Origin of the sequence: Parabacteroides distasonis (genome assembly GCF_004793765.1) — a bacterium.
GTDB classification, from domain to species: Bacteria; Bacteroidota; Bacteroidia; order Bacteroidales; family Tannerellaceae; genus Parabacteroides; species Parabacteroides distasonis_A.
Genome location: NZ_SRYM01000012.1, coordinates 21,148 through 41,782, shown reverse-complemented (window position 1 = coordinate 41,782; position 20,635 = coordinate 21,148). Strand labels below are relative to the sequence as shown.

General features: G+C 49.0%; 14 protein-coding genes and 2 pseudogenes. 8 read left to right on the top strand and 8 right to left on the bottom strand.

Annotated elements, in window-relative coordinates:
* Positions 1–366: 366 nt before the first annotated feature.
* Positions 367–768 carry an FKBP-type peptidyl-prolyl cis-trans isomerase gene (locus E5342_RS06120; protein ID WP_121734982.1) on the top strand — a complete coding sequence of 134 codons (402 nt, stop codon included), beginning with the start codon at positions 367–369 and terminating at the stop codon, positions 766–768.
* A gap of 205 nt (positions 769–973) precedes the next feature.
* Here the strand turns inward: E5342_RS06120 and E5342_RS06115 are convergent.
* Positions 974–1,138: pseudogene (locus E5342_RS06115) on the bottom strand (efflux RND transporter periplasmic adaptor subunit); the annotation flags it as partial.
* A 145-nt stretch (positions 1,139–1,283) separates the two neighbouring features.
* Here E5342_RS06115 and E5342_RS06110 point away from each other — a divergent pair.
* Entirely contained in the window at positions 1,284–1,763 is a 480-nt protein-coding gene (locus E5342_RS06110) for a DUF456 domain-containing protein (protein ID WP_135959047.1), read from the top strand.
* Positions 1,764–1,787: 24 nt separating this feature from the next.
* The gene (locus tag E5342_RS06105) at positions 1,788–2,681 is read left to right on the top strand and encodes a D-isomer specific 2-hydroxyacid dehydrogenase family protein (protein ID WP_135959046.1); all 894 of its coding nucleotides are present in this window, start codon (positions 1,788–1,790) and stop codon (positions 2,679–2,681) included.
* A gap of 73 nt (positions 2,682–2,754) precedes the next feature.
* Here the strand turns inward: E5342_RS06105 and E5342_RS06100 are convergent, their stop codons facing one another.
* The gene (locus E5342_RS06100; protein WP_135959045.1) at positions 2,755–5,040 is read right to left on the bottom strand and encodes an NADP-dependent malic enzyme; all 2,286 of its coding nucleotides are present in this window, start codon (positions 5,038–5,040) and stop codon (positions 2,755–2,757) included.
* Between the two features lie 213 nt (positions 5,041–5,253).
* Between E5342_RS06100 and E5342_RS06095 the strand changes: the two genes are divergently transcribed.
* From E5342_RS06095 to E5342_RS06085, 3 genes are all read left to right on the top strand, one after another.
* The gene (locus tag E5342_RS06095) at positions 5,254–6,033 is read left to right on the top strand and encodes a DUF4469 domain-containing protein (RefSeq protein ID WP_121734979.1); all 780 of its coding nucleotides are present in this window, start codon (positions 5,254–5,256) and stop codon (positions 6,031–6,033) included.
* Positions 6,034–6,221: 188 nt separating this feature from the next.
* The gene (locus tag E5342_RS06090; RefSeq protein ID WP_135959044.1) at positions 6,222–7,472 is read left to right on the top strand and encodes an exonuclease SbcCD subunit D; all 1,251 of its coding nucleotides are present in this window, start codon (positions 6,222–6,224) and stop codon (positions 7,470–7,472) included.
* A complete protein-coding gene (locus tag E5342_RS06085; RefSeq protein ID WP_135959043.1) occupies positions 7,469–10,450 on the top strand; it encodes an AAA family ATPase in 2,982 nt (993 codons plus the stop codon). Before E5342_RS06090 ends, E5342_RS06085 begins: the two co-directional genes overlap by 4 nt.
* 53 nt (positions 10,451–10,503) lie before the next feature.
* On the opposite strand, the pseudogene E5342_RS20290 reads toward E5342_RS06085, so the two are convergent.
* Positions 10,504–10,698, bottom strand: a pseudogene (locus tag E5342_RS20290) (nitroreductase family protein); the annotation flags it as partial.
* Positions 10,699–10,826: 128 nt separating this feature from the next.
* Positions 10,827–13,115 (bottom strand): cation:proton antiporter, encoded by a 2,289-nt coding sequence (locus E5342_RS06075; protein WP_121734975.1) that lies wholly within the window; start codon positions 13,113–13,115, stop codon positions 10,827–10,829.
* Between the two features lie 98 nt (positions 13,116–13,213).
* On the opposite strand from E5342_RS06075, the gene E5342_RS06070 reads away from it, so the two are divergent.
* Positions 13,214–15,232: an alpha amylase C-terminal domain-containing protein gene (locus tag E5342_RS06070; protein ID WP_121734974.1), complete on the top strand. Its 2,019-nt coding sequence runs from the start codon at positions 13,214–13,216 to the stop codon at positions 15,230–15,232.
* A 22-nt stretch (positions 15,233–15,254) separates the two neighbouring features.
* Complete coding sequence (locus E5342_RS06065) at positions 15,255–16,232, top strand: type I phosphomannose isomerase catalytic subunit (protein ID WP_121734973.1); 978 nt, start codon at positions 15,255–15,257, stop codon at positions 16,230–16,232.
* Between the two features lie 56 nt (positions 16,233–16,288).
* Here the strand turns inward: E5342_RS06065 and E5342_RS06060 are convergent, their stop codons facing one another.
* From E5342_RS06060 to E5342_RS06045, 4 genes are all read right to left on the bottom strand, one after another.
* A complete protein-coding gene (locus E5342_RS06060; RefSeq protein WP_135959041.1) occupies positions 16,289–16,861 on the bottom strand; it encodes a DNA-3-methyladenine glycosylase I in 573 nt (190 codons plus the stop codon).
* A gap of 2 nt (positions 16,862–16,863) precedes the next feature.
* On the bottom strand, positions 16,864–17,811 hold the full coding sequence (locus E5342_RS06055) for a ketopantoate reductase family protein (protein WP_121734971.1): 948 nt from the start codon (positions 17,809–17,811) through the stop codon (positions 16,864–16,866).
* Between the two features lie 44 nt (positions 17,812–17,855).
* Positions 17,856–18,713: a pyridoxamine kinase gene (locus E5342_RS06050; protein WP_135959040.1), complete on the bottom strand. Its 858-nt coding sequence runs from the start codon at positions 18,711–18,713 to the stop codon at positions 17,856–17,858.
* A gap of 196 nt (positions 18,714–18,909) precedes the next feature.
* Entirely contained in the window at positions 18,910–20,568 is a 1,659-nt protein-coding gene (locus E5342_RS06045; RefSeq protein WP_121734969.1) for an AMP-binding protein, read from the bottom strand.
* Positions 20,569–20,635: the final 67 nt, after the last annotated feature.

Below are 20,635 nucleotides of genomic sequence, written 5' to 3'. Positions count from 1 at the left end.
TTCAGATAACCTTAACCTAAATCATTCTCTTTTTCATCGTGAGGTTTACCACATGCGGTAAACCCAAATTGTCCAAGGTTGAAACCCCAGCAAATCGATGTAACGTTTAAACAATCTTTTTACCATATTTGCTTTACAATTATGTTTTACGGCACAAATATACGGCGTTATTTTATACACAGTATGTTTTATAGCATGTTTTTTGCGAATTCCTATGTTTTCTTGACCTATGATAAAAAAGTGGGAATCAAATTCATATAATGATAGTGTTTGAACCTTTGGCATGTCTATTGTGTTACCATACCATTGTATTTCTATTTCTATTTGCTACATTTGCGCAGCTAAATTTAAGATAATGTAATATATATGAGTAGAAAAGAGGAGTACAAAGAGAAGAATCTATTGTATTTGGATGAGATTGCTTCGGAAGAGGGAGCCCAGGCATTATCGTGCGGTATATTATATAAGGTATTACAAGCCGGTACAGGCAAAGTTTCTCCTAGTCAGGAAAGCGTCGTTTCCGTACATTATAAAGGGACGTTGATTAACGGAAGGGAGTTTGATAACTCATGGAAACGGGATTGCCCGGAAGCCTTTCGTTTGAACCAAGTGATTGAAGGCTGGCAATTGGCCCTTCAAGAAATGCGGGTAGGGGATAGATGGATGATTTATATCCCTTATAATTTAGGCTATGGTAATCGTACCTCGGGTCCGATCCCCGCTTTCTCAACATTAATATTTGAGGTGGAGCTATTGGGAATCGCCTAATTCCTATTTATAAGGTATATAATAATGTATACAAAAGGAGTAAAAAAGAATAGCCATGGCAAATCCACGGCTATTCTTTTTCGCTTCATTTGGGGATTGGATACTTTCTATTGTTTAGGCATATCATCCGTCTTCTTTCCGATATCACGATGCAAGTACGGTGGCGAATATCGGTCTGTTAATAAAGAACTTTACCATAGCTTGCTTATTTTATAGGTTTGATAGTCATACCATCCCGTACTTTAAGCAGGGTGGAGGTGACATAGGGATCTTTGGGACTGATATCGGCGGTCACTCGGCGAAGTGTATTGTCCACTAGTTTACCTACCTCAATAGGACGATATCGTACGACATTGGAATCGTTCACGATACCGGTCAATGGGTCGATATTGGGGGATAGATAATCCGGCTGGCCCGGGTAACCTCACCGTCGAAAAGCGTACGGATATAGCAATAGCCCAAGTTGGGAAATGTTTGTATCTTTGTCTATTTATATATTCCAAAAACTAAAATGTATGGATATCTTATTGGTTATACTAGGCGTTATCTGTTTGTTGGTGGGATTGGCGGGGTGTTTTTTGCCGGGGCTGCCGGGGCTGCCGATGGCGTATTTGGCTTTATGGCTACTGCATTTTACGGGCTATGAGGAATTTACGATTACGGAGTTGGTCGTGTGGGGATTGCTGGTCGTGTTGGCACAGGCGATGGACTATGTTACGCCCATGCTGGGGACTAAGTATAGCGGAGGGTCCAAGTGGGGAAATTGGGGATGTGCCGTGGGAACCGTGGCTGGCATATTCGTGTTTCCGCCTTGGGGGTTCTTACTTGGTCCTTTCGTGGGGGCTTTTGTTGGGGAACTTTTGGGTGGCAAAGCGTCCGGGGATGCGTTGAAAGCTGGTTTCGGGGCGTTCGTTGGTTTTTTATTGAGTGTCGTGTTGAAAGTCGCTCTTTGTGGCTATTTTATTTATAGTTTTGTGAGAGGGATAATCAATTGAAGATGGTAATTAATAAAGCAAGATATGTTTGAGAAAATTGTAGTGGTAGATTCTACCGGGCTGAATACATGGGGCGTGGAGCGTTTGAAGACGCTTGGAAAAGAGGTGATTTTTTATACCAGCATTCCGGAAACAGATGAGGAGACCGTGAGCCGGATCGGGGACGCTGATTGTGTACTCGTCTCTTATAATACACAGATCCGTAGGAATGTGATCGAGGCTTGCCCGAATATCAAATACATCGGGATGTGCTGTACCCTCTATGGCGAGTCTAGCGCAAATGTGGATATCGCCGCCGCACGTGAGCGGGGGATAACGGTTTTGGGCATCCGTGACTATGGCGATGAGGGAGTCGTGGAGTATGTCATTAGCGAGCTGGTCCGTCTGCTACATGGTTTCGGCGGGAAGCAGTGGAAGCATAAGGCATATGAGCTGGGCGGGCAAAAAGTAGGCATCGTAGGATTGGGTCGCACCGGGAGAATGATCGCTGACGCCCTTCGTTTCTTGGGGGCGGAAGTTTATTATTTCAGCCGTACCCGTAAGCCGGACGCCGAGGCCATCGGTATCGCTTATCTGCCTTTGCGGGAGTTGCTGCCGGAGGTGGATATTTTATGTACTTGCTTGCCTCGTAATACGATTCTTTTGGGGGCGGGTGAGTTTCGTTTGTTCGGTAATCTGAAGATATTGATCAATACGTCGGTAGGGCCGACTTTCCGTGTCCCGGATTTACAACGTTGGCTTAGCGCCCATAAACGGAATTTCTTCTTATGCGATGGGGTGGGTATCGGGAATTATGCGGATACCTTGACGCAGTTCGATAATGTCATATATACCCCGAAAGTCTCCGGCCACTCGGAGCAATGTATGGAGCGATTGTCGCAAAAGGTAATAGCAAATATCGAAAGCTATCAGAATTGATATATTCAGTTGTAGAGAGGGGGCACGCCCCCTCTCTACAACTGGGGACTGTATTGATAGGGCTTATCCCCTATCAACTTTCTTTCTCGATCTGCTCCTGAACGATAGCGTCTACGACAGCTACGGTAGTCAGGTTCACGATATCACGGGTAGAGCTTTCTACGTCGGTGAAGTGGATCGGTTTGTTCAATCCCATTTGGATCGGGCCGATCGTCTCGGTGATACCCAGCGTATCCAATAGCTTGTATGCGCTGTTGGCGGAGCTTAGGTTCGGGAAGATCAAGGTATTCACGTCTTGCCCTTTCAGCTTGTTGAACGGGTACATATCGTCGCGCAGCTTCTTGTCGAGGGCGAAGTTCACCTGCATCTCTCCGTCTACTACCATGTCCGGGTATGTCTTATGCAAGAAGTCGATCGCTTCGTGTACTTTCAGCGGACTGCCCTGCTTGTCGGCCCCGAAATTGGAGTAAGACAACATCGCCATCACCGGCTCGTGAGCGAAGAACTTCACGGCGTCGTGCGTCAGGCGGGCGATATCGATCAATACCTCGGCCGACGGGTGACGGTTGATCAGCGTATCGGCCATAAAGAACGTACCCTTCTTGCAAGTCAGGATGTTCAAGGCTCCGAAATGCTTGTAACTCGGGCGGATGCCGATGATCTGCTCCGCCATCTTGGTAACCTCCGAGTAGCGGCTGTATACGCCCGTCACGAAAGCGTCAGCGTCGCCGGTAGCCACCATCATCATACCGAACGCATTGCGGTCTACCATCTTCTCGCAAGCCTCCGAGTAAGTCACGCCCTCGCGTGCCTTGTTATCAGAAAGGATACGAGCGTAGCGGTGGCGGCGTTCCGTCTCGCGGTCGTGGCGGAGGTTGACGATCTCGATACCTTCGAGACTGATATTCTCCTCGGCGGCGATCTTAGCCAGACGCTCCTCGTTGCCCAGCAAGATCGGGAAACAGATACCTTCCGCTTTCGCCTCGGCGGCGGCTTTCAGCATATTCACGTGGTTCGCCTCGGCGAATACCACCCGTTTCGGGTTCGCTTTCGCCATATCGGTGAACGAGCGCAATAGTTTGTTATCGTATCCCATCATCTCACGTAAGTGGTTGGCGTAGCCCTCCCAGTCGGTGATCGTCTTGCGAGACACGCCCGAGTCGATAGCGGCTTTCGCCACGGCGCAAGACACACGGGTCAGCAAGCGGGGATCGAGCGCTTTCGGAAGGATATAGTTGCGTCCGAAAGTGGTGCGTCTCAGCTTATAGGCGGCGTTCACCACGTCGGGAACCGGCTCCTTGGCAAGGTCGGCGATGGCGTAGACGGCGGCCAGCTTCATCTCCTCGTTGATCGCCTTGGCGTGCGTATCCAAGGCGCCGCGGAAGATATAAGGGAATCCCAGCACGTTGTTGATCTGGTTCGGATAGTCGGAACGTCCGGTAGCGAAGATGATATCGTCCCGCGAAGCCATAGCGTCGGCGTAGGAGATCTCCGGGTTCGGGTTCGCCAAGGCGAATACGATCGGGTTCTCGTTCATGCCGCGTACCATCTCCTTAGTCAATACGTTTGCCACGGAGAGACCCAAGAATACGTCGGCCCCCACCACGGCCTCCTGCAAGGTCTTGATCGGTCGGTCGGTAGCGAACTCCCGCTTGGCGGCGTTCAAGTCCGGGCGGCTGGTAGAGATAACGCCCTTGCTGTCGCACATGACGATATTTTCCTTGCGCGCGCCTAGCATCACATATAATCTCGTACAGGATATCGAGGCGGCTCCGGCGCCATTCACCACGATCTTCACGTCCTCGATCTTCTTGCCGGCGATCTCCAAGGCGTTGATCAGCCCGGCGCCCGAGATGATAGCCGTACCGTGCTGGTCGTCGTGCATGACGGGGATATCCAGCTCGTTCTTCAAGCGAGTCTCGATCTCGAAACATTCCGGAGCCTTGATATCCTCCAGGTTGATTCCTCCGAACGTAGGCGAGATCGCCTTCACGGTTTGGATAAACTTTTCCGGATCTTTCTCGTCCACCTCGATGTCGAATACGTCGATGCCCGCGAATATCTTGAATAGCAATCCTTTGCCTTCCATCACCGGCTTACCGGCCAAGGGGCCTATATCGCCCAATCCGAGTACGGCGGTACCGTTAGAGATCACCGCCACCAAGTTTCCTTTCGCCGTATATTCATATGCGTCGTGCGGATTCTTCTCGATTTCCAGACACGGCTCGGCTACGCCCGGCGAATAAGCCAGGGATAAATCCGTTTGCGTGCTGTGAGGCTTTGTCGGGATAACCTCGATCTTACCCGGTTTGCCTTCGGCATGGTACCGAAGGGCATCCTCTTTTGTAATCTTTGCCATAAGTATGTTTATTAATTATGTTGTTCCTATTTAAAACCACCGCGAAAGTAACAAATTATTATGAGTTCGCTAGGTTTTGCTTACAAATAGTTTTTTAAGAAAGCGTGAATAGTAATCCGGTTTTAACTTGCGAGAGTGGGACTTTATTGTTATATTTGAAGATTTAATAATCAGGGCCTCCATCCAAGAGAGACCCATAATCTGAATGATAGTATGGCAGAACCTAAGAAAAGAAGTATCACCGGTAAGCTGGTGGAGAACAAGTTGACGACACGCACGGACGATTTCACGTTCAACGTCACTTACGTGCAAAGCCGCTCGATCGGCGACTTATGCAAACTGGCCGCCGCCCGGTTCGGTACGAAATACTCGGCCTCGGAGATCGAGGGTATTTACAGTGAGATCAAGGGGGTGGCCGAGGACGAGCTTTTCTCGGGTAGTACCGTGGAGTTCGGTTTCACGACGAACAGCTTGGGCATGGAAGGCTCGTTCATCGGTCCGAAGGCGCAGTTCGACCCGGCGCGCAACAAGGTCGTGCTCCGCTCTACGCCCACGGCGGAGATTCGTTCGAAGCTGACGGACATCAGCGTGATCGTCAGCCATGTGGAGGAGGGGCTGCCTACGATCATCAGCGTGACGGACGTAGCGTCAGGTGCCGTGAATACGAAACTGACCCCGGGCGGAGGATTGACCGGCACCGGGCAGCGCGTCAAGATCGCCGGCGAGGAGGGAGACACGGTGGGCTTCTTCTTCGTGAAGGACGACTCCCAAACGTCGGTGGCCGTGCCGATGAACTCCGTGTTGCGCAACGACCCGTCTAACTTCTCGCTTATCATACCCGCCTTGGAGGATGGCACCTATTATTTGGAGGTGGCTACACGCTCGAGTGGCAACAGTAAAGTCTTTTTGAAGGAAGTACGCCGGAATCGCTTCCCTTATCCATTAACCGTGGGCGGAGGAGATGGAGATAGCGAAAGCCCCGATGAGGTTTAACTTTTATTCCGGGTGTCGGAAGTTCTCGTTTCCGACACCCGGAAGCTCTCGTTTCCGATACGTGGAAACGTCCGTTTCCGGCACCCGGAAATGACAACTTGCTTCCTTCCCGCATCCTCTCCTCCTTTCTAAAGGTCTTTCCTGAGATTTTTTTCTACCTTTGGCCTCTCTAAAACAAGATTACCATCATGGCATTGAAACTTATCCATACGGCCGACTGGCATCTGGGCCAGACCTTTTTCGGCTACGACCGGGAGGCGGAGCACGAGGCTTTTCTCGGTTTTCTGACAAATCTTTTGGTGGAACGGCAGACGGATGTCCTGCTGATCGCCGGCGATGTGTTCGACGTGACGAACCCTTCCGCCGGGGCGCAACGTCGTTTCTATCGTTTCCTGAAAGAGGCGAACCGCCGGAATCCGGGCTTGCAGATCGTGATCATCGCCGGTAACCATGATTCCGCTATCCGTCTGGAAGCCCCGAATCCCTTACTGGAGGAGTTGAATACCTTGATCGTAGGTATCATGGGGCGGACGGATTCCGGGGAGATCGATCTCGGATCGCTCGTCGTCCCCTTGAGGAACCGGGCGGGAGAACGGGAGGCGCTTTGCCTGGCGGTGCCTTTCCTCCGCCAAGGGGATTACCCGGCGGCGCCCGAGGGAGGGACTGATTCGTATGTGGCGGGTATCGGCCGGATGTACCGGCGGCTCTATGCTTATGCCGACGCCCAAAGGAATCCCGGCGAGGCGATCGTAGCCTTGGGACACCTTCACGCCACCGGAGCCGAACTATCGGACGACGACCGGAGCGAGCGTGCGATCATGGGAGGGCTGGAGTCCGTATCCGCGGATACCTTCGACGCCGGGATCGCTTATACGGCGCTAGGGCATATCCATAAAGCGCAACGGATCGGCGGGCGCGAGGCGGTACGTTACGCCGGAAGCCCGCTTCCCATGTCGTTCTCGGAGAAGAATTACCGGCATCAAGTGATAGCCATAGCGGTCGAGGAGGGGAAGGTCGCTGGTATCGAGGCGATCGAGATACCAAGAGTTGCGGACTTGATGCGTATACCGGACAGCCCGTTACCTCCGGAGGAGGTCTTGCGATGCCTCGCCGGGCTTCCGGAACCGGAGGAGGGCAGGGAGGACGAGAGCCGCTGGCCTTACGTGGAGATACGGGTCCTGCTGACGGAGCCGGACCCTACGTTCCGCCATCGGGTAGAGGAGGCGTTGGTCGGGAAGGCGGTCCGCCTCACCTCCATCGTTCCTTCGTATCCCCGGCGGGAAGGGGAGGCGGAGGAGAGGGCCTTATCGTATAATGATTTGCAAAAGATAGCCCCGCTGGATATGCTGAGGCATACGTTTGCCGTGAAATACGGAGGCGAGTTGCCCGAGGAGATAGAGACATTGTTTGACGAGGTGATGAGGGAGGTTGTTTTATGAGAGTGCTGGCGATCAGAGGACGCAATCTGGCGTCGCTGGAAGGAGAGTTTTCCATTGATTTTACGGAAGAGCCTTTGGCTTCGGCGGGTATCTTCGCTATATCCGGGCCTACGGGGGCGGGAAAATCCACGTTGCTGGATGCCATGTGCCTCGCCCTTTTCTCCCGTACGCCGCGAACGGAGCAGGCGAAGGAGAATAACGTGCGGCTGAGGGACGTGCAAGAGGATGTGTTGCCGCAAAGCGACCCCCGCTTCCTCTTGCGCCGCGGGACGGCCTCGGGCTATGCCGAGGTGGATTTCGTGGCGCTGAACGGGTGTCGGTATTGCGCCCGCTGGTCCGTATCCCGGGCCCGGGAGAAGGAGAGCGGACGTTTGCAGGCCGCCCGCCTTACATTATATAATATAGATGCCGGGAAAGAAGAGCCGGGAACCAACAAGGACCTGCAAGCCCGTATCATCGAGCTGATCGGCCTGACCTTCGATCAGTTCACCCGCTCGGTGCTCTTGGCTCAGAACGATTTCTCTACCTTCCTGAAAGCGGAGCAGGGCGAGAAGGCCTCCTTGCTGGAGAAACTGACCGGTACGGAGCAATACTCGGAGATCTCCCGCCGGATCTTCGCCAAGAACGCCGAGGCGAAGGAGGCCTACGAGCAGCTATACGCCTGCGTACAAGGCATAGAGCTTCTATCGGAGGAGGAGGTGGAAGCCTCCCAAACCCGCCTTTCGGTCTTGGAGGGGGAGATGGCCCGTTTGGAGAAGGCGAAGGCCGAGCGGCAAAGCTTGCGGGAGGCCGTGAAAGCGGCCGAGGTTCAGATCGCCTCGAAGGAAAAACAGCGGGAGGAGAACGCCCGTTTCTTGGAACGGGCGCTGGCATCGCTGGAAACCGCGAGGAAGGAGTATGAGCAAGGAGAGGTGCGATTGACGAGGACGGATGAGGAATCTAAGCGTCTGCGACTGGAATTGCAACAGGCCCGGAAACTGGACGTGCAACTGGAATCGGCCTTGAAAGCCCGCTCCGAGGCCGATGAGCGGATGAAAGAGTTCTCCCGGCGGAAGCAGGAGGCGGAAGAGAAACTCTGGAAGGTGGAGGAGCGGCGGAAGAAAGCCTTGGAGGAATGGGACAAGCTGACGACGTGGCGTGAACGCTACCGGGGCAAGGAGGGGATCGCCGAGCAACTGTCGGCCTTATTGATCCATCTGGATATCTGCCTCACGGCTCGCCGGGCGGTCGAGCGGTCGGACAAGGCCTTGCTAGCCATCCGGCAGAAAATCCAGCGGTTGGAGGTGCAAAGACAATCTTTGCGGCGAGAGGCGGAGACGCATGCCAAGGGACAGGTAAAGATCGAGGAAGAGCGTAAGTCTGTAGAGCTTGCCCTCAAAGAGTTGGAACCGGAGGCTTTGGATCGATCGATCGAGACCTGCCGTACGGAACGGGAGCGTTTATTGTTGGAGCAAGCCCAGTTCGTGACGACTGGCGATATCAAAAGCCTGCGGGACAAGCTGACCGCCGGAACGCCTTGCCCGGTCTGCGGAAGCCTTGAGCATCCTTTCGCCTCTCACGAGGCGCATGAGCGTCTGTTGGCCTTGGCGGATCACATCTCGGAAGCGACCCTGCGCCTCAAGCGGCTTCTCGATCAGAAAGAACGGCAGGAGGCTTACGGGAAACAATTGGCCGCCCTGCAACAGAAAGAATTGGAACTGCATAAACAACTCGCCGCGAACGAGAACGCACGGACGGAATTAAGGAACCAGTTACAATCCTTGTCCGAGCAAATCGACCGGGAAGAACTGGATAAGCGGGAGCAGCAGGAGAAGCTATCCCAATCCCTATCTGCCGCTAATGCCCTGTTCGGGAATGACGCATGGCAGACGGGCTGGAACAAGGACCCGGAAAGCTTCCGGGAGACCTTGACGGATTTCGCCCGTCAGTGGCAAGCCAACGGGGAACGCCTGCGGGAACTGGAACGGGAGCGAAGCGCGCATCAAGCGGAACGGGAGTCGTATGAGGCTTTCCTCCCTTCCTTGCGCAAGCAATACGAGGACGCCGCGAAAGCCTACGACGAGAAGAATCAATCTTATACCCGCCTGCGCTCGGAGCGGAATCTCCTGCTGGGAGGCCAGCCCGCCGACCAGGTGGAACGTTCCTTCCACGAACGGGTGGAAGCCTTGAAGAGCCATTTGAAGCAGCTGCAAGAGAGCACGACGAGGCACGCCGGCGAGGTGGAGCAATACCGGGGGATTACGGAACAGATCAAGAAGGATCTGGCGGAGACTTCCGGCCTTCTTTCCGCACGCCGGCAAGAACTGGATAACTGGTTGGCCGCCTACCAAGAGACCTACGAAGGCAAGACGCTGGAGGAATCCCTGTTGGAAACGGCCTCCCAGAAGTCCGAATGTAGCTTTCGTCTGCGTACGCACGAGGAGAATAAGCGGAAGATAGCCGGTTTCCAGCAAGAACTCTCGGAACGGAGGGCGATGAGCGAGCGTTGGGCGAAGCTAAATGAGTTGGCAGGCTCTGCGGACGGCGCTAAGTTCCGTAGGATCGCTCAAGGCTACACCTTGGATGTCTTGTTGAGTTATGCGAACGTGCAATTGCGGCAACTATCCCGGCGTTACCGGCTGGAGCGTGTGCCGGATACCTTGGCTTTGCAGGTAATCGACCAAGATATGTGCGACGAGATCCGTACCGTGCATAGTCTTTCCGGAGGGGAGTCATTCTTGGTCTCGCTGGCCTTGGCGCTAGGCTTGTCCTCGCTCTCCTCGAACCGGATGAAGGTAGAGAGCCTGTTTATCGATGAGGGCTTCGGCTCTTTGGATGCGGAGACTTTGCGGGTCGCTATGGATGCCTTGGAGAGCCTGCGTACGCAAGGGCGCAAGATCGGTGTTATCTCGCACGTACAGGAAATGACGGAACGTATTCCCGTACAGATCCGGGTGAGCCGGGCGGGAAACGGACGGAGTTATCTGGAAGTCATATAGCTTTACCAGCCATTGTGATGGATCTGTTGGACGTTGTATTTGTTTTTGGGAGTCTCTTTCAGCATCCGGGCGAAGGGGAGGCCTTCGGCCATTGTGTCCAAGGCTTTTCGGTCGGTTACGATAACGAATTTCCAAGGCCGTCTGTCACGGGAGGAGGGGGCGGCCATTCCGGCCCGTATCAGTTTGTCTATCTTTTCCTTTTCTACAGGGTGATCCTTATACTTACGTACGCTTTTGCGATTGAGTATCGTTTCCAAGGTCCGGTTTTCCACTTCCTGCCGTTGGCTTTCCGTAGAGGAACAGTTCATTAGGAAAGTGGTGATCAAGAAGAAAAGATAGATTCTCATAAAACGGGTTTGTATGGATTTATAACAGATTATTTACTTAATATCAATGTAGAAGGCATCTTCTGCAAGGCTTCTTTTCGGTGCTCGGAGACATCATTCCATGTCTTATAACTGATCAGCATAAAGTTGAAACCGTTGAAAGAATGGGGCGTAAGGTCATTCTCTCGTAGAAGCGTGGTCTGCTTTACGTCTTCCGTGAACCGCTGGATTCCTTCCTTGATCGCCTCGTACCCCGGGGTCGTACTGCTGGATTTATCAAGTACGCTGGCCGAGCCGTGTGTAGACTTCAATAAGGTCTGGACATATCCCAACAGGAATAAATCCTCTTCGGAGTCGATGACTACGATCACGTTCGATGCCTTGACGAAATTCCGGTTCACGAATACACCTACCGGGCAATTGCTTTGCTCGATAAACATCTTCGTCTTGTCTTTCAATAAGGCTCCCGGATAAAACCAGGATTCCGGAGCCTTGAAGCGTTTGAAATAACGGTTGTAAAAAGAGGTCCGGTAGTGGCTTGCCGCTATATCATCCGGCGTGTTGCTCATCGATATCCCGGAACCGACCAGAAGGAAATCGTACCCCTCGTTGTTTACGATGCTGCAAATATCCACTCCTGCGTTGTTCGATACCTCGTAGCGGGTCTGTATCTGAATCCCCAGCTTCTTGGCCCCGTAGAGGATCGGGCCGAAGCTGATTTCCTCGAAATTATCCGTGTGTAGCGGGTTTACGTCCGAGCCAACCGTCAAGTGTAGTGCCGTCAGCTCTAACTTGTTTTTACCTTGGGCGAACATCTGGTAGGCCACGTCCAGCATGATCTGCCCGTTTCCGGCTCGTCCGAAGGATAGCAGTACCTTGAATATCCCTTCCAATGGCATTCTTTCTTTTTGCTCCATCAGCTTATCATGCGCCCGATAACAGAATTTGATGAATGAGACCAATGGTGTTGTCATAAAGGTAGTGACCAGTGTCATTAGCACTAAGATCACGAATACGGAAGGCGTTAATATCCCCATCTCGTACCCGATCGTCAATACGACCAACTCCATCAACCCACGGGTGTTCATGAGCGCCCCTATGTATAGGCTATCCTTCCAGCTCTCACCCACGAATCGGGCGGAGAACATCGCTCCCCCGAACTTTCCTGCGATGGCCACGACAATGAAGATAAGGCATAGCCACCATAACTCAGGCTTGTTTAGAAGACCAATTTCCGTACGTAATCCGGTAGATACGAAAAATAAGGGGAGGAAGAGTGCGAGGGATACATCCTCTACTTTCTCGGTCATGATCTTGCGGAACTTGATATTTCCCGGCATCACAACCCCTGCGATAAAAGCGCCGAACAAGGCATGCAATCCCAATATCTCTGTCAGATAAGCCGAGGTAATCAATAGCAAAAAGATGAAAGCGACCAGTCCCTTGTCGATCACCTCCTTATTGTGGTAGATATGTCCGATCATCCGCAGGAATGGCCGTACCGCCAAAAACATAAACGCTATGTAAAGGACCGAGAACAAGATGTTGTAGACGGCACTAAGCATCGAACCCGCCTGTGCGATCGCAATTACGACTGCCAGCAAGCACCATGCGGTTATATCCCCATTCGCTGCGCTTGCTAACGAGATGGTACCCAGATGTGTCTTGGTAAGTCCTTTCTCTTGGATAATACGAGCCAATACGGGAAAGGCGGTAATACTCATAGCGATACCTATAAACAAGGCGAAGGAAAGGAATGGGGTTGTCTTATCCGCATATTTGTCGTATACGAAATAGGCGGTTAACATACCAAAAAAGAAGGGAACGATCGTACTGGTATGACTGATTAAAATCGTTTCGTTTAGCTTTTTCCTCACCTCGGAGATATTAAGTTCCATCCCGATAGCGAACATAAAGAGTATAAGTCCGAATTGACTCAGCATATTTATATTCACCAACGATTCCACTGGAAAAAGGAAGACGGAAGCCTCCGGAAATAAATTGCCTAATACGGACGGCCCCAATACGATTCCGGCAACGATCTCGCCGATGACGGTGGGTTGTCCGATCTTCTGGAATAACCAACCGAACAAACGGCACGTAAGCAATATCGTGATGATTTGTAAAAGCAGAATCCCTATGGAAGACTCAATATTATGTACTAATAATTGGGTAAATATGGTAAATCCTTCTTCTAAATTACTAGGTGCGTTTTGGATGGACGCAATCGAGTTTTCCAGTTGCTGACTTTCTCCTTCTTTGGCGATAAAGTACATCAGCGAACCGAAAATGAGGATCATCATTAGGTAAAAGGCTATACTTTTTGTTCCTTTGCTCATCTTTGTACGGTTTACCGCGAATATAAGAAATATCCTAATATTATCAATGGGTATGTTTTTTTCTTTTATCTTTGCCGAGAACCAAATTATAATAAATTATGGAGTCTCTAAATCTGATAAAAAATGACCCGTGGCTGGCCCCTTATGAGGCGGCTATAGAAGGTCGGTATCAATACGTGATTGATAAAGAAAAGAGCTTGACAAATAAAGGTAAACTAACCTTATCCGAGATGGCTTCCGGATATCTTTATTTTGGGTTACACAAAACCACGAAAGGCTGGGTGTTCCGTGAATGGGCGCCGAATGCCACCGCTATTTATTTAATCGGAACATTCAACAAATGGCAAAAAGATAATAAATACAAACTTAAACGTAAGGCGAATGGCGTATGGGAGATCGCTTTGACCAATGCGCAGATGCGTCATGAGGACTTATTTAAGTTGCTGGTCGAGTGGGACGGCGGTAGCGGAGAACGTATTCCCGCATGGATTCGCCGGGTAGTGCAAGATGAGCAATCTAAGATATTCAGCGCTCAAGTATGGGATCCAGAGAAACCATATAAATTTAAGAATAAACGATTCAAACCTAAAAGGTCTCCCCTTTTGATCTATGAATGCCATATCGGTATGAGTACCAAAGAGGAGAAGGTAGGAACCTATAATGAATTCCGTCAAAATATATTGCCTCGTGTGGCGAAGGATGGTTATAACGCCATTCAGATCATGGCCATACAGGAACATCCTTATTATGGATCGTTTGGCTATCACGTAAGTAACTTCTTCGCCGCCTCTTCCCGTTTTGGTACGCCGGACGAGTTGAAACAACTGATCGACGAGGCACACGGGATGGGTATCGCCGTGATCATGGACATCGTACATAGTCATGCTGTAAAGAACGAGGTGGAGGGATTAGGCCGCTTCGACGGTTCGTATGACCAATATTTCCTGAGTGGCGAACGCCGTGAGCATCCTGCATGGGATTCTTTGTGTTTCAATTATGGAAAGAACGAGGTGCTTCATTTTTTATTGTCGAATTGTAAGTTTTGGCTGGAGGAGTATAAGTTCGATGGTTTCCGTTTCGATGGGGTGACCTCCATGCTTTATTACAGCCATGGCTTAGGCGAGGCTTTCTGTAATTATGGCGATTATTTTAATGGCCATCAAGATGGCGATGCGATCGCTTATTTAACCTTGGCTAATAAATTGATCCATGAGGTGAACCCGGGTGCTATAACGATCGCTGAGGAGGTGAGTGGCATGCCGGGCTTGGCGGTTAAGATAGAGGATGGTGGTTATGGCTTTGATTATCGCATGGCTATGAATATCCCGGACTATTGGATCAAGACGATCAAGGAAAAGAAGGATGAGGATTGGCATCCGTCTTCGATTTGGTGGGAGACGACGAACCGCCGTGCCGACGAGAAGACGATCAGTTATGCCGAGAGCCATGATCAAGCCTTGGTGGGTGATAAGACGATCATTTTCCGCTTGATCGACGCCGATATGTACTGGCATATGCAAAAAGACGATCATAATTTCATGGTGGATAGAGGTATCGCCTTGCATAAGATGATCCGTTTGGTTACGGCTTCTACCATTAATGGCGGTTATCTGAACTTCATGGGAAATGAGTTCGGGCATCCGGAATGGATCGACTTCCCGAGGGAGGGTAACGGATGGTCTCATAAATACGCCCGTCGCCAATGGGATTTGGTGGACAACTTGGATTTGAAGTATCATTTTTTGGGCGATTTCGACTGCGAGATGTTGGAATTGATCGGAGGGGTGAAGAATTTCCAAGATACCCCGATCCAGAAGGTTTGGGATAATGATGGTGATCAGATATTGGCTTATATGCGTAAAGACTTGGTTTTCGTGTTCAACTTTAGCCCGACGAAATCGTTCACGGATTACGGTTTCTTGGTTCCGAAGGGAGAATATGAGGTCGTATTGAACACTGACGCTACCCGTTTCGGGGGCTTTGGTTTGTCCGATGATACCATAAGGCATTTCACGCAATTTGACCCGTTATATAAGAAAGAAAAGAAAGAATGGCTGAAACTTTATATTCCGGCACGTAGTGCCGTCGTATTAAGGAAAGTGAAGGTCAAAAAGTAAAATTCTATACACAAAACACGTTATGTTATATCCATTTACATTTAAACCGATCCTCAAGAAGGTGATTTGGGGCGGTTCTGATATCTGCCCGTTTAAGGGTATTACTCCGGTTGAGAATGGCGTAGGCGAGAGCTGGGAGCTTTCTCATGTTGAGGGAAACTACTCGGTTGTCGATAATGGTGAGCTGGAAGGCAAGTCTTTGGATGAGTTGATCCGTTCCTATGGTAAGGAGTTGCTAGGAGAGAAGGTGATGGAGAGATTTGGGACCACTTTTCCGTTGCTTATCAAGTTTATCGATGCCCGTGATAATTTATCCATTCAAGTTCACCCGGACGATGAACTGGCGAAAAAGCGCCACAACTCTTTCGGCAAGACGGAGATGTGGTATGTAATCAAGGCGGAGAAAGGCGCTGGCCTGTATTCCGGTTTCTCTGAGCAAATCGACGCTGAGGAGTATGTGAAACGGGTGGAGAACAATACAATCATGGATGTGCTTCAACGTTACGACGTAAATGAAGGTGATGTCTTCTTCTTGCCGGCGGGACGTGTGCATGCGATCGGAGCGGGTTGTTTTATTGCTGAGATCCAGCAGACCAGCAATATCACGTATCGTATTTACGATTATAACCGTAAAGATGCGAACGGTAACGGCCGTGAGTTGCATACGGAGTTAGCGAAAGACGCAATCGATTATACGTTGTATCCGGACTACCGTACTCACTACAAAGGCCATACAAATGCCACGGTAGAGTTGGCGGACTGCAAGTATTTCACAACAAACCTTTTGGATCTGGATACGATTATGGTTCGTAACTTCTCAGAATTGGATTCTTTTGTTGTTTACATCTGTATGGCAGGCAAGGCTTCTATCCGCGACAATAAAGGAAACGAGATCTTTGTGCATCAAGGACAAACTGTCTTGATCCCCGCTGACACGGAGGTTGTAACCATCTCTCCGGCTCCGGGTGCTAAGTTCATGGAGACTTATATCGGTCAATAAGACTAGTTTACTGAAATAATAATGAAGGCGGGAGTACAAAGTTTCCGCCTTTTTTATTATCCTTTTCGGTAAACGCAGTCTACCAGATGGTCATTAATAAATCCAGAAGCCTGTAGGTGGGCGTAACAAATTGTAGGTCCGAAGAATTTGAATCCTCGTTTCTTCATATCCTTGCTCATAGCTTCGGATTCGGGAGATGATACCGGAATCTCACTCAATGACCGAAAGGTGTTGATAATCGGTTTTTGGTTAGGAAAGAATGATAGGGTGTAATTATAAAAGCTACCGAATTCTTTCTGTATGGAGAGAAACTGCCTTGCGTTTGTGATTGTCGATTTAATTTTCTGACGGTTTTTCACAATTCCCTCAAACTGCATCAACCGTTCAACATCTTCATCGGTCATTTGCGCCACTCTCTCGATATCAAAATCACAAAATGCCTTGCGATATCCCTCACGCTTCCTAAGGATAGTTATCCAACTTAACCCGGCTTGAGAACTTTCCAGCACAAGAAACTCGAACAGTGTTTTATCGTCAGTCACCAACTTCCCCCACTCTTGATCATGGTATCTCATATACAACTCGTCAGTTCCGCACCAACCACAACGCCCGTTTATTAGATCTTGCATAATTATGATATTTCTGTTTTCTTCGGATAGGGATAAAAAGACAATCCGTTATACATAAATCGATAAGTAGGGACATCAACGCCGAGCTTCTCCGCTTGATGAATCACATATCCGGTCAATGTTTCTAACTCTGTTTTTTTCCCGGCTAGAAAATCACTATGCATGGAAGTCGTGGAGCCGGCTGGCATCATCTTTTGCGTCTCGATGGAAGTATAGACGATGTCATCGGGTAAACGGACTCCCATAGCTTCCGCTACGCTTTTTAATTCCGTACCCAAAGCGATGAATAGATCGATATGTTGGGCTAGTACTTCATCAATGGGCTGGTTGAAGAAACTCGTAGCCGTAGCCACCGTAGAGATCATGAAGAATTTCTTCCAAATGCGTAGGTCTATATCCGCTGGATTAAAAGCGTTTAACCGGGCGTACATAAGTAGCTTAAGCAACTCGGTTTGCTTGTCCTTATCTGTGTCCTTATTGCCGAAGAAAATACGTTCCTTCAAAGAGAATTTCTCGACGACGCCGGGCTTTGTCAAACGGGAACCGATATAAACACATCCTTTCCAGACCTCTTGTCCGGGTAGTATATTATGGATTCGTTCTTCGATATCCAATCCGTTTAGCAAAGGAATGATAACAGTCTTAGGTCCGATAACAGGCTTTAGCTGCTGGATGTTTTCTTCCAGATCGTAACTTTTCGTACAACAGAAAAGATAGTCTACCAGTCCTATCTCGGCAGGATTATCGGTGGTTAGTGCCGGAGCCGTATGGATTGTCCGGATGCCTAGTTGTATTTGTAAACCGTTTTCACGGATAGCCTTTAGATTTTCTCCACGGGCGATAAAAAAGATATCCGCTTTTATTGTTCCTTGATAACGGGCGGCGATCATGCCTCCGTAATAACCACCTACCGCACCGATACCTGAAAACGCTATTCTTAATTTAGCCATATATATTCCTTTTATTTGCAAATATGAGAAAAAAAGGCTCTCATTTATATCAGTTTCAGTTCTTTTAGTAAATCAGGAATGGATTGTTCGAAGTTTACGCCAAAGCGATAATCCGTTTGCGCCTTGAATGTTCGAAGAATACTATCTGTCGTGAAGCGAACGGCTATTTCCGCAGATCTCTCTAAGTTGAAATTATTTAACAAACCGGAGAGTAAAGTACTTGCGAAAACATCTCCCGTACCATGATAATAACCGGGTATTTTCTCTGTTAAAACATACTCTGTTGTATTTCGTTCCGCATCAAAAGTGGCGGCTCCCAGTTCTTTCTCGTCGAAATAGATACCGGTCAAAACAACTTGCTTAGGGCCTAGCTGATTTAGTTTATGTAAAATACCATCGATATAAGCTTTGGTATAGGGACCTGCTTGGTAGGGTTCGCCTAGTAATAATGCGGCTTCCGTTAGATTCGGTACGATAATATCCGCTCTTTCGCAAAGGGATCTCATTCCTTTGGCGAATTTAGGGGTGAATATCTTGTATAGTTCTCCGTTATCGCCCATGACAGGATCGACTAGAATCCGGTTATCTTCTCGCTTGAAAAGGGAGAAGAACTCTTTTACGATATCCAGTTGCTCGAAAGATCCGAGAAAACCGCTGTAGACAGCGTTGAAACGGATATCCAAATCTTTCCAATGCTTCATGAACGGACGCATGTCTTCCGTCAAGTCTCTATATGTATAACCGAGGATTCCTCCTGTGTGTGTAGAAAGTATGGCCGTAGGTAAGGCACTTGTCTCTATTCCTGCCGCCGAGAGGATCGGAAGGGCAACTGTCAATGAACATTTGCCGAATCCCGATAGATCATGAATGGCGGCTACTCTTTTTTGTTGTTCCTTATTCATCTTTAATTGATTAAAATGTGGTAAGAAAACAAAAGCAGATCGAGAAAGGTTTATTTTGCTTTCCTAGAAATCGTTCCATGTCTTCGTCTACGCTATCTATTCTGGCGATCCCGAAATTATCGACCAATACGATTATCGTTTTTTGTTCGTACCATGTGATATTGTATGTGATAGGTAATATGCGTTTTCTCTGTTTTTATTCGGCCGGTTGGTATAAATATCTCTTGATGCTTCTTTTAGGTGTTTTCTCGAATTCTTCTTGATATAGCTTGAAGCAAGTGATTTTACTGTAATTCGGCATCTTCTCGTTTACTTGGTCAATGTTGGTCTGCATTAACTTCTCGATTTCAGAATGTTGTATACCAGCCTTATCAACTTGTTCCCAATCGGGATAGATGAGGGCGACTAGTTTACCTCCTTGGGAGATGATGAGCGATTCCGCTACATATAGCATATTGTTCAAGCGATCCTCGATCTCTTCCGGATAGATATTTTGTCCGCTGGGACCTAGGATCATGGTTTTACTACGGCCGCGGATATATAAAAATCCATCTTTATCGAGGGTTCCCAGATCGCCGGTACGCATCCATCCGTCAGGCATCATAATGGCTTTTGTAGCCTCCGGATTCTTGTAATAACCGAGCATCATGTTCATACCCTTCACCAATATTTCTCCCACCTTGTTTTCTGGGTCTTCTGAATCGATGCGGACTTCCATACGGTCGACGATACGTCCTACGGAGCCGGGTTTAAATTTATCCCATTGCGCATAGGAGACTAGTGGCCCACATTCGGTCATCCCGTAGCCTACGGTATAGCGGAAATGGATGGAATGAAGAAACGTCTCCACTTCTTTATTTATGGCAGCTCCTCCGATAACGATCTCCCCGAAGTTCCCACCAAAAGATGCTGTTAACTTAGCGGAAATGGTATCCAGTACTTTCTGATCTATATAGGGGACTTTCAAGAGCAATTTAATCAAAGGTTTCTCAAGTTCAGGGAATACCTTGTTTTTGATGATTTTCTCGATAATCAGAGGTACGGCTAGGATCAACGCCGGCTTGATTGTCGTGAAAGCTTCCGCTATGATTTTCGGGCTGGGGGTACGTGTGAGGAAGTGTACATGACAGCCTTTATTTACGGAATTCAACACCTCGAATGCTAACCCGTACATATGAGCCATCGGAAGCATACATACGATATTATCACCCGGATGGATGAACGGTAAATTATCGTAAGCGAATTGGGTATTACTCCATAAGCTCCGGAAGGGGATCATAACTCCTTTCGAGAAACTGGTGGTTCCGGAAGTGTAATTAAGTACCGCTAATTCTTCCGGCTTTTCCACATGATACCGAACGTCGTTCGATGTGAATGAACGAGGGTACTTTTTACCGAAATATTCATTGATCCGGTCTCTTACTACCCGGGCTTCTTTGTTTTTGCTGTGAATGATCGAGAAATTATCCAGCATCATGAACAGTTTCACGTCAGGCATCATGCGTTCATTCATATTCTCCCAATTGCTGGAAGCGGCAAGGACTGCCTTTGCCTCGGAATGATTTACGATATGATGTATATTATCCGGTTTGAATTCATGCAGGATAGGCACAGCTACGGCTCCATAAGCCAAGATCCCAAAGAAACAGATCGCCCAGTTGGAGGAATTCCGTCCAACTAAAGCCACCTTATCCCCCTTTTTAATGCCGGCATGCTCTAGGATAATATGAAATTTCTCGATTCGACGAGCTACATCTTTATAATGGAAGGTTTGTCCATTATAATCTGAGAACGCTGGGAGATCCCAATGCTCCTTGATGCTATTCTCTATGAGTCCTAAAAAACGATTCTCCATACTAATTTATTTATCAAATAACCATATGACAAGGTGGAAAGTTGTCAAAAACCAAAGATAGTGCTTT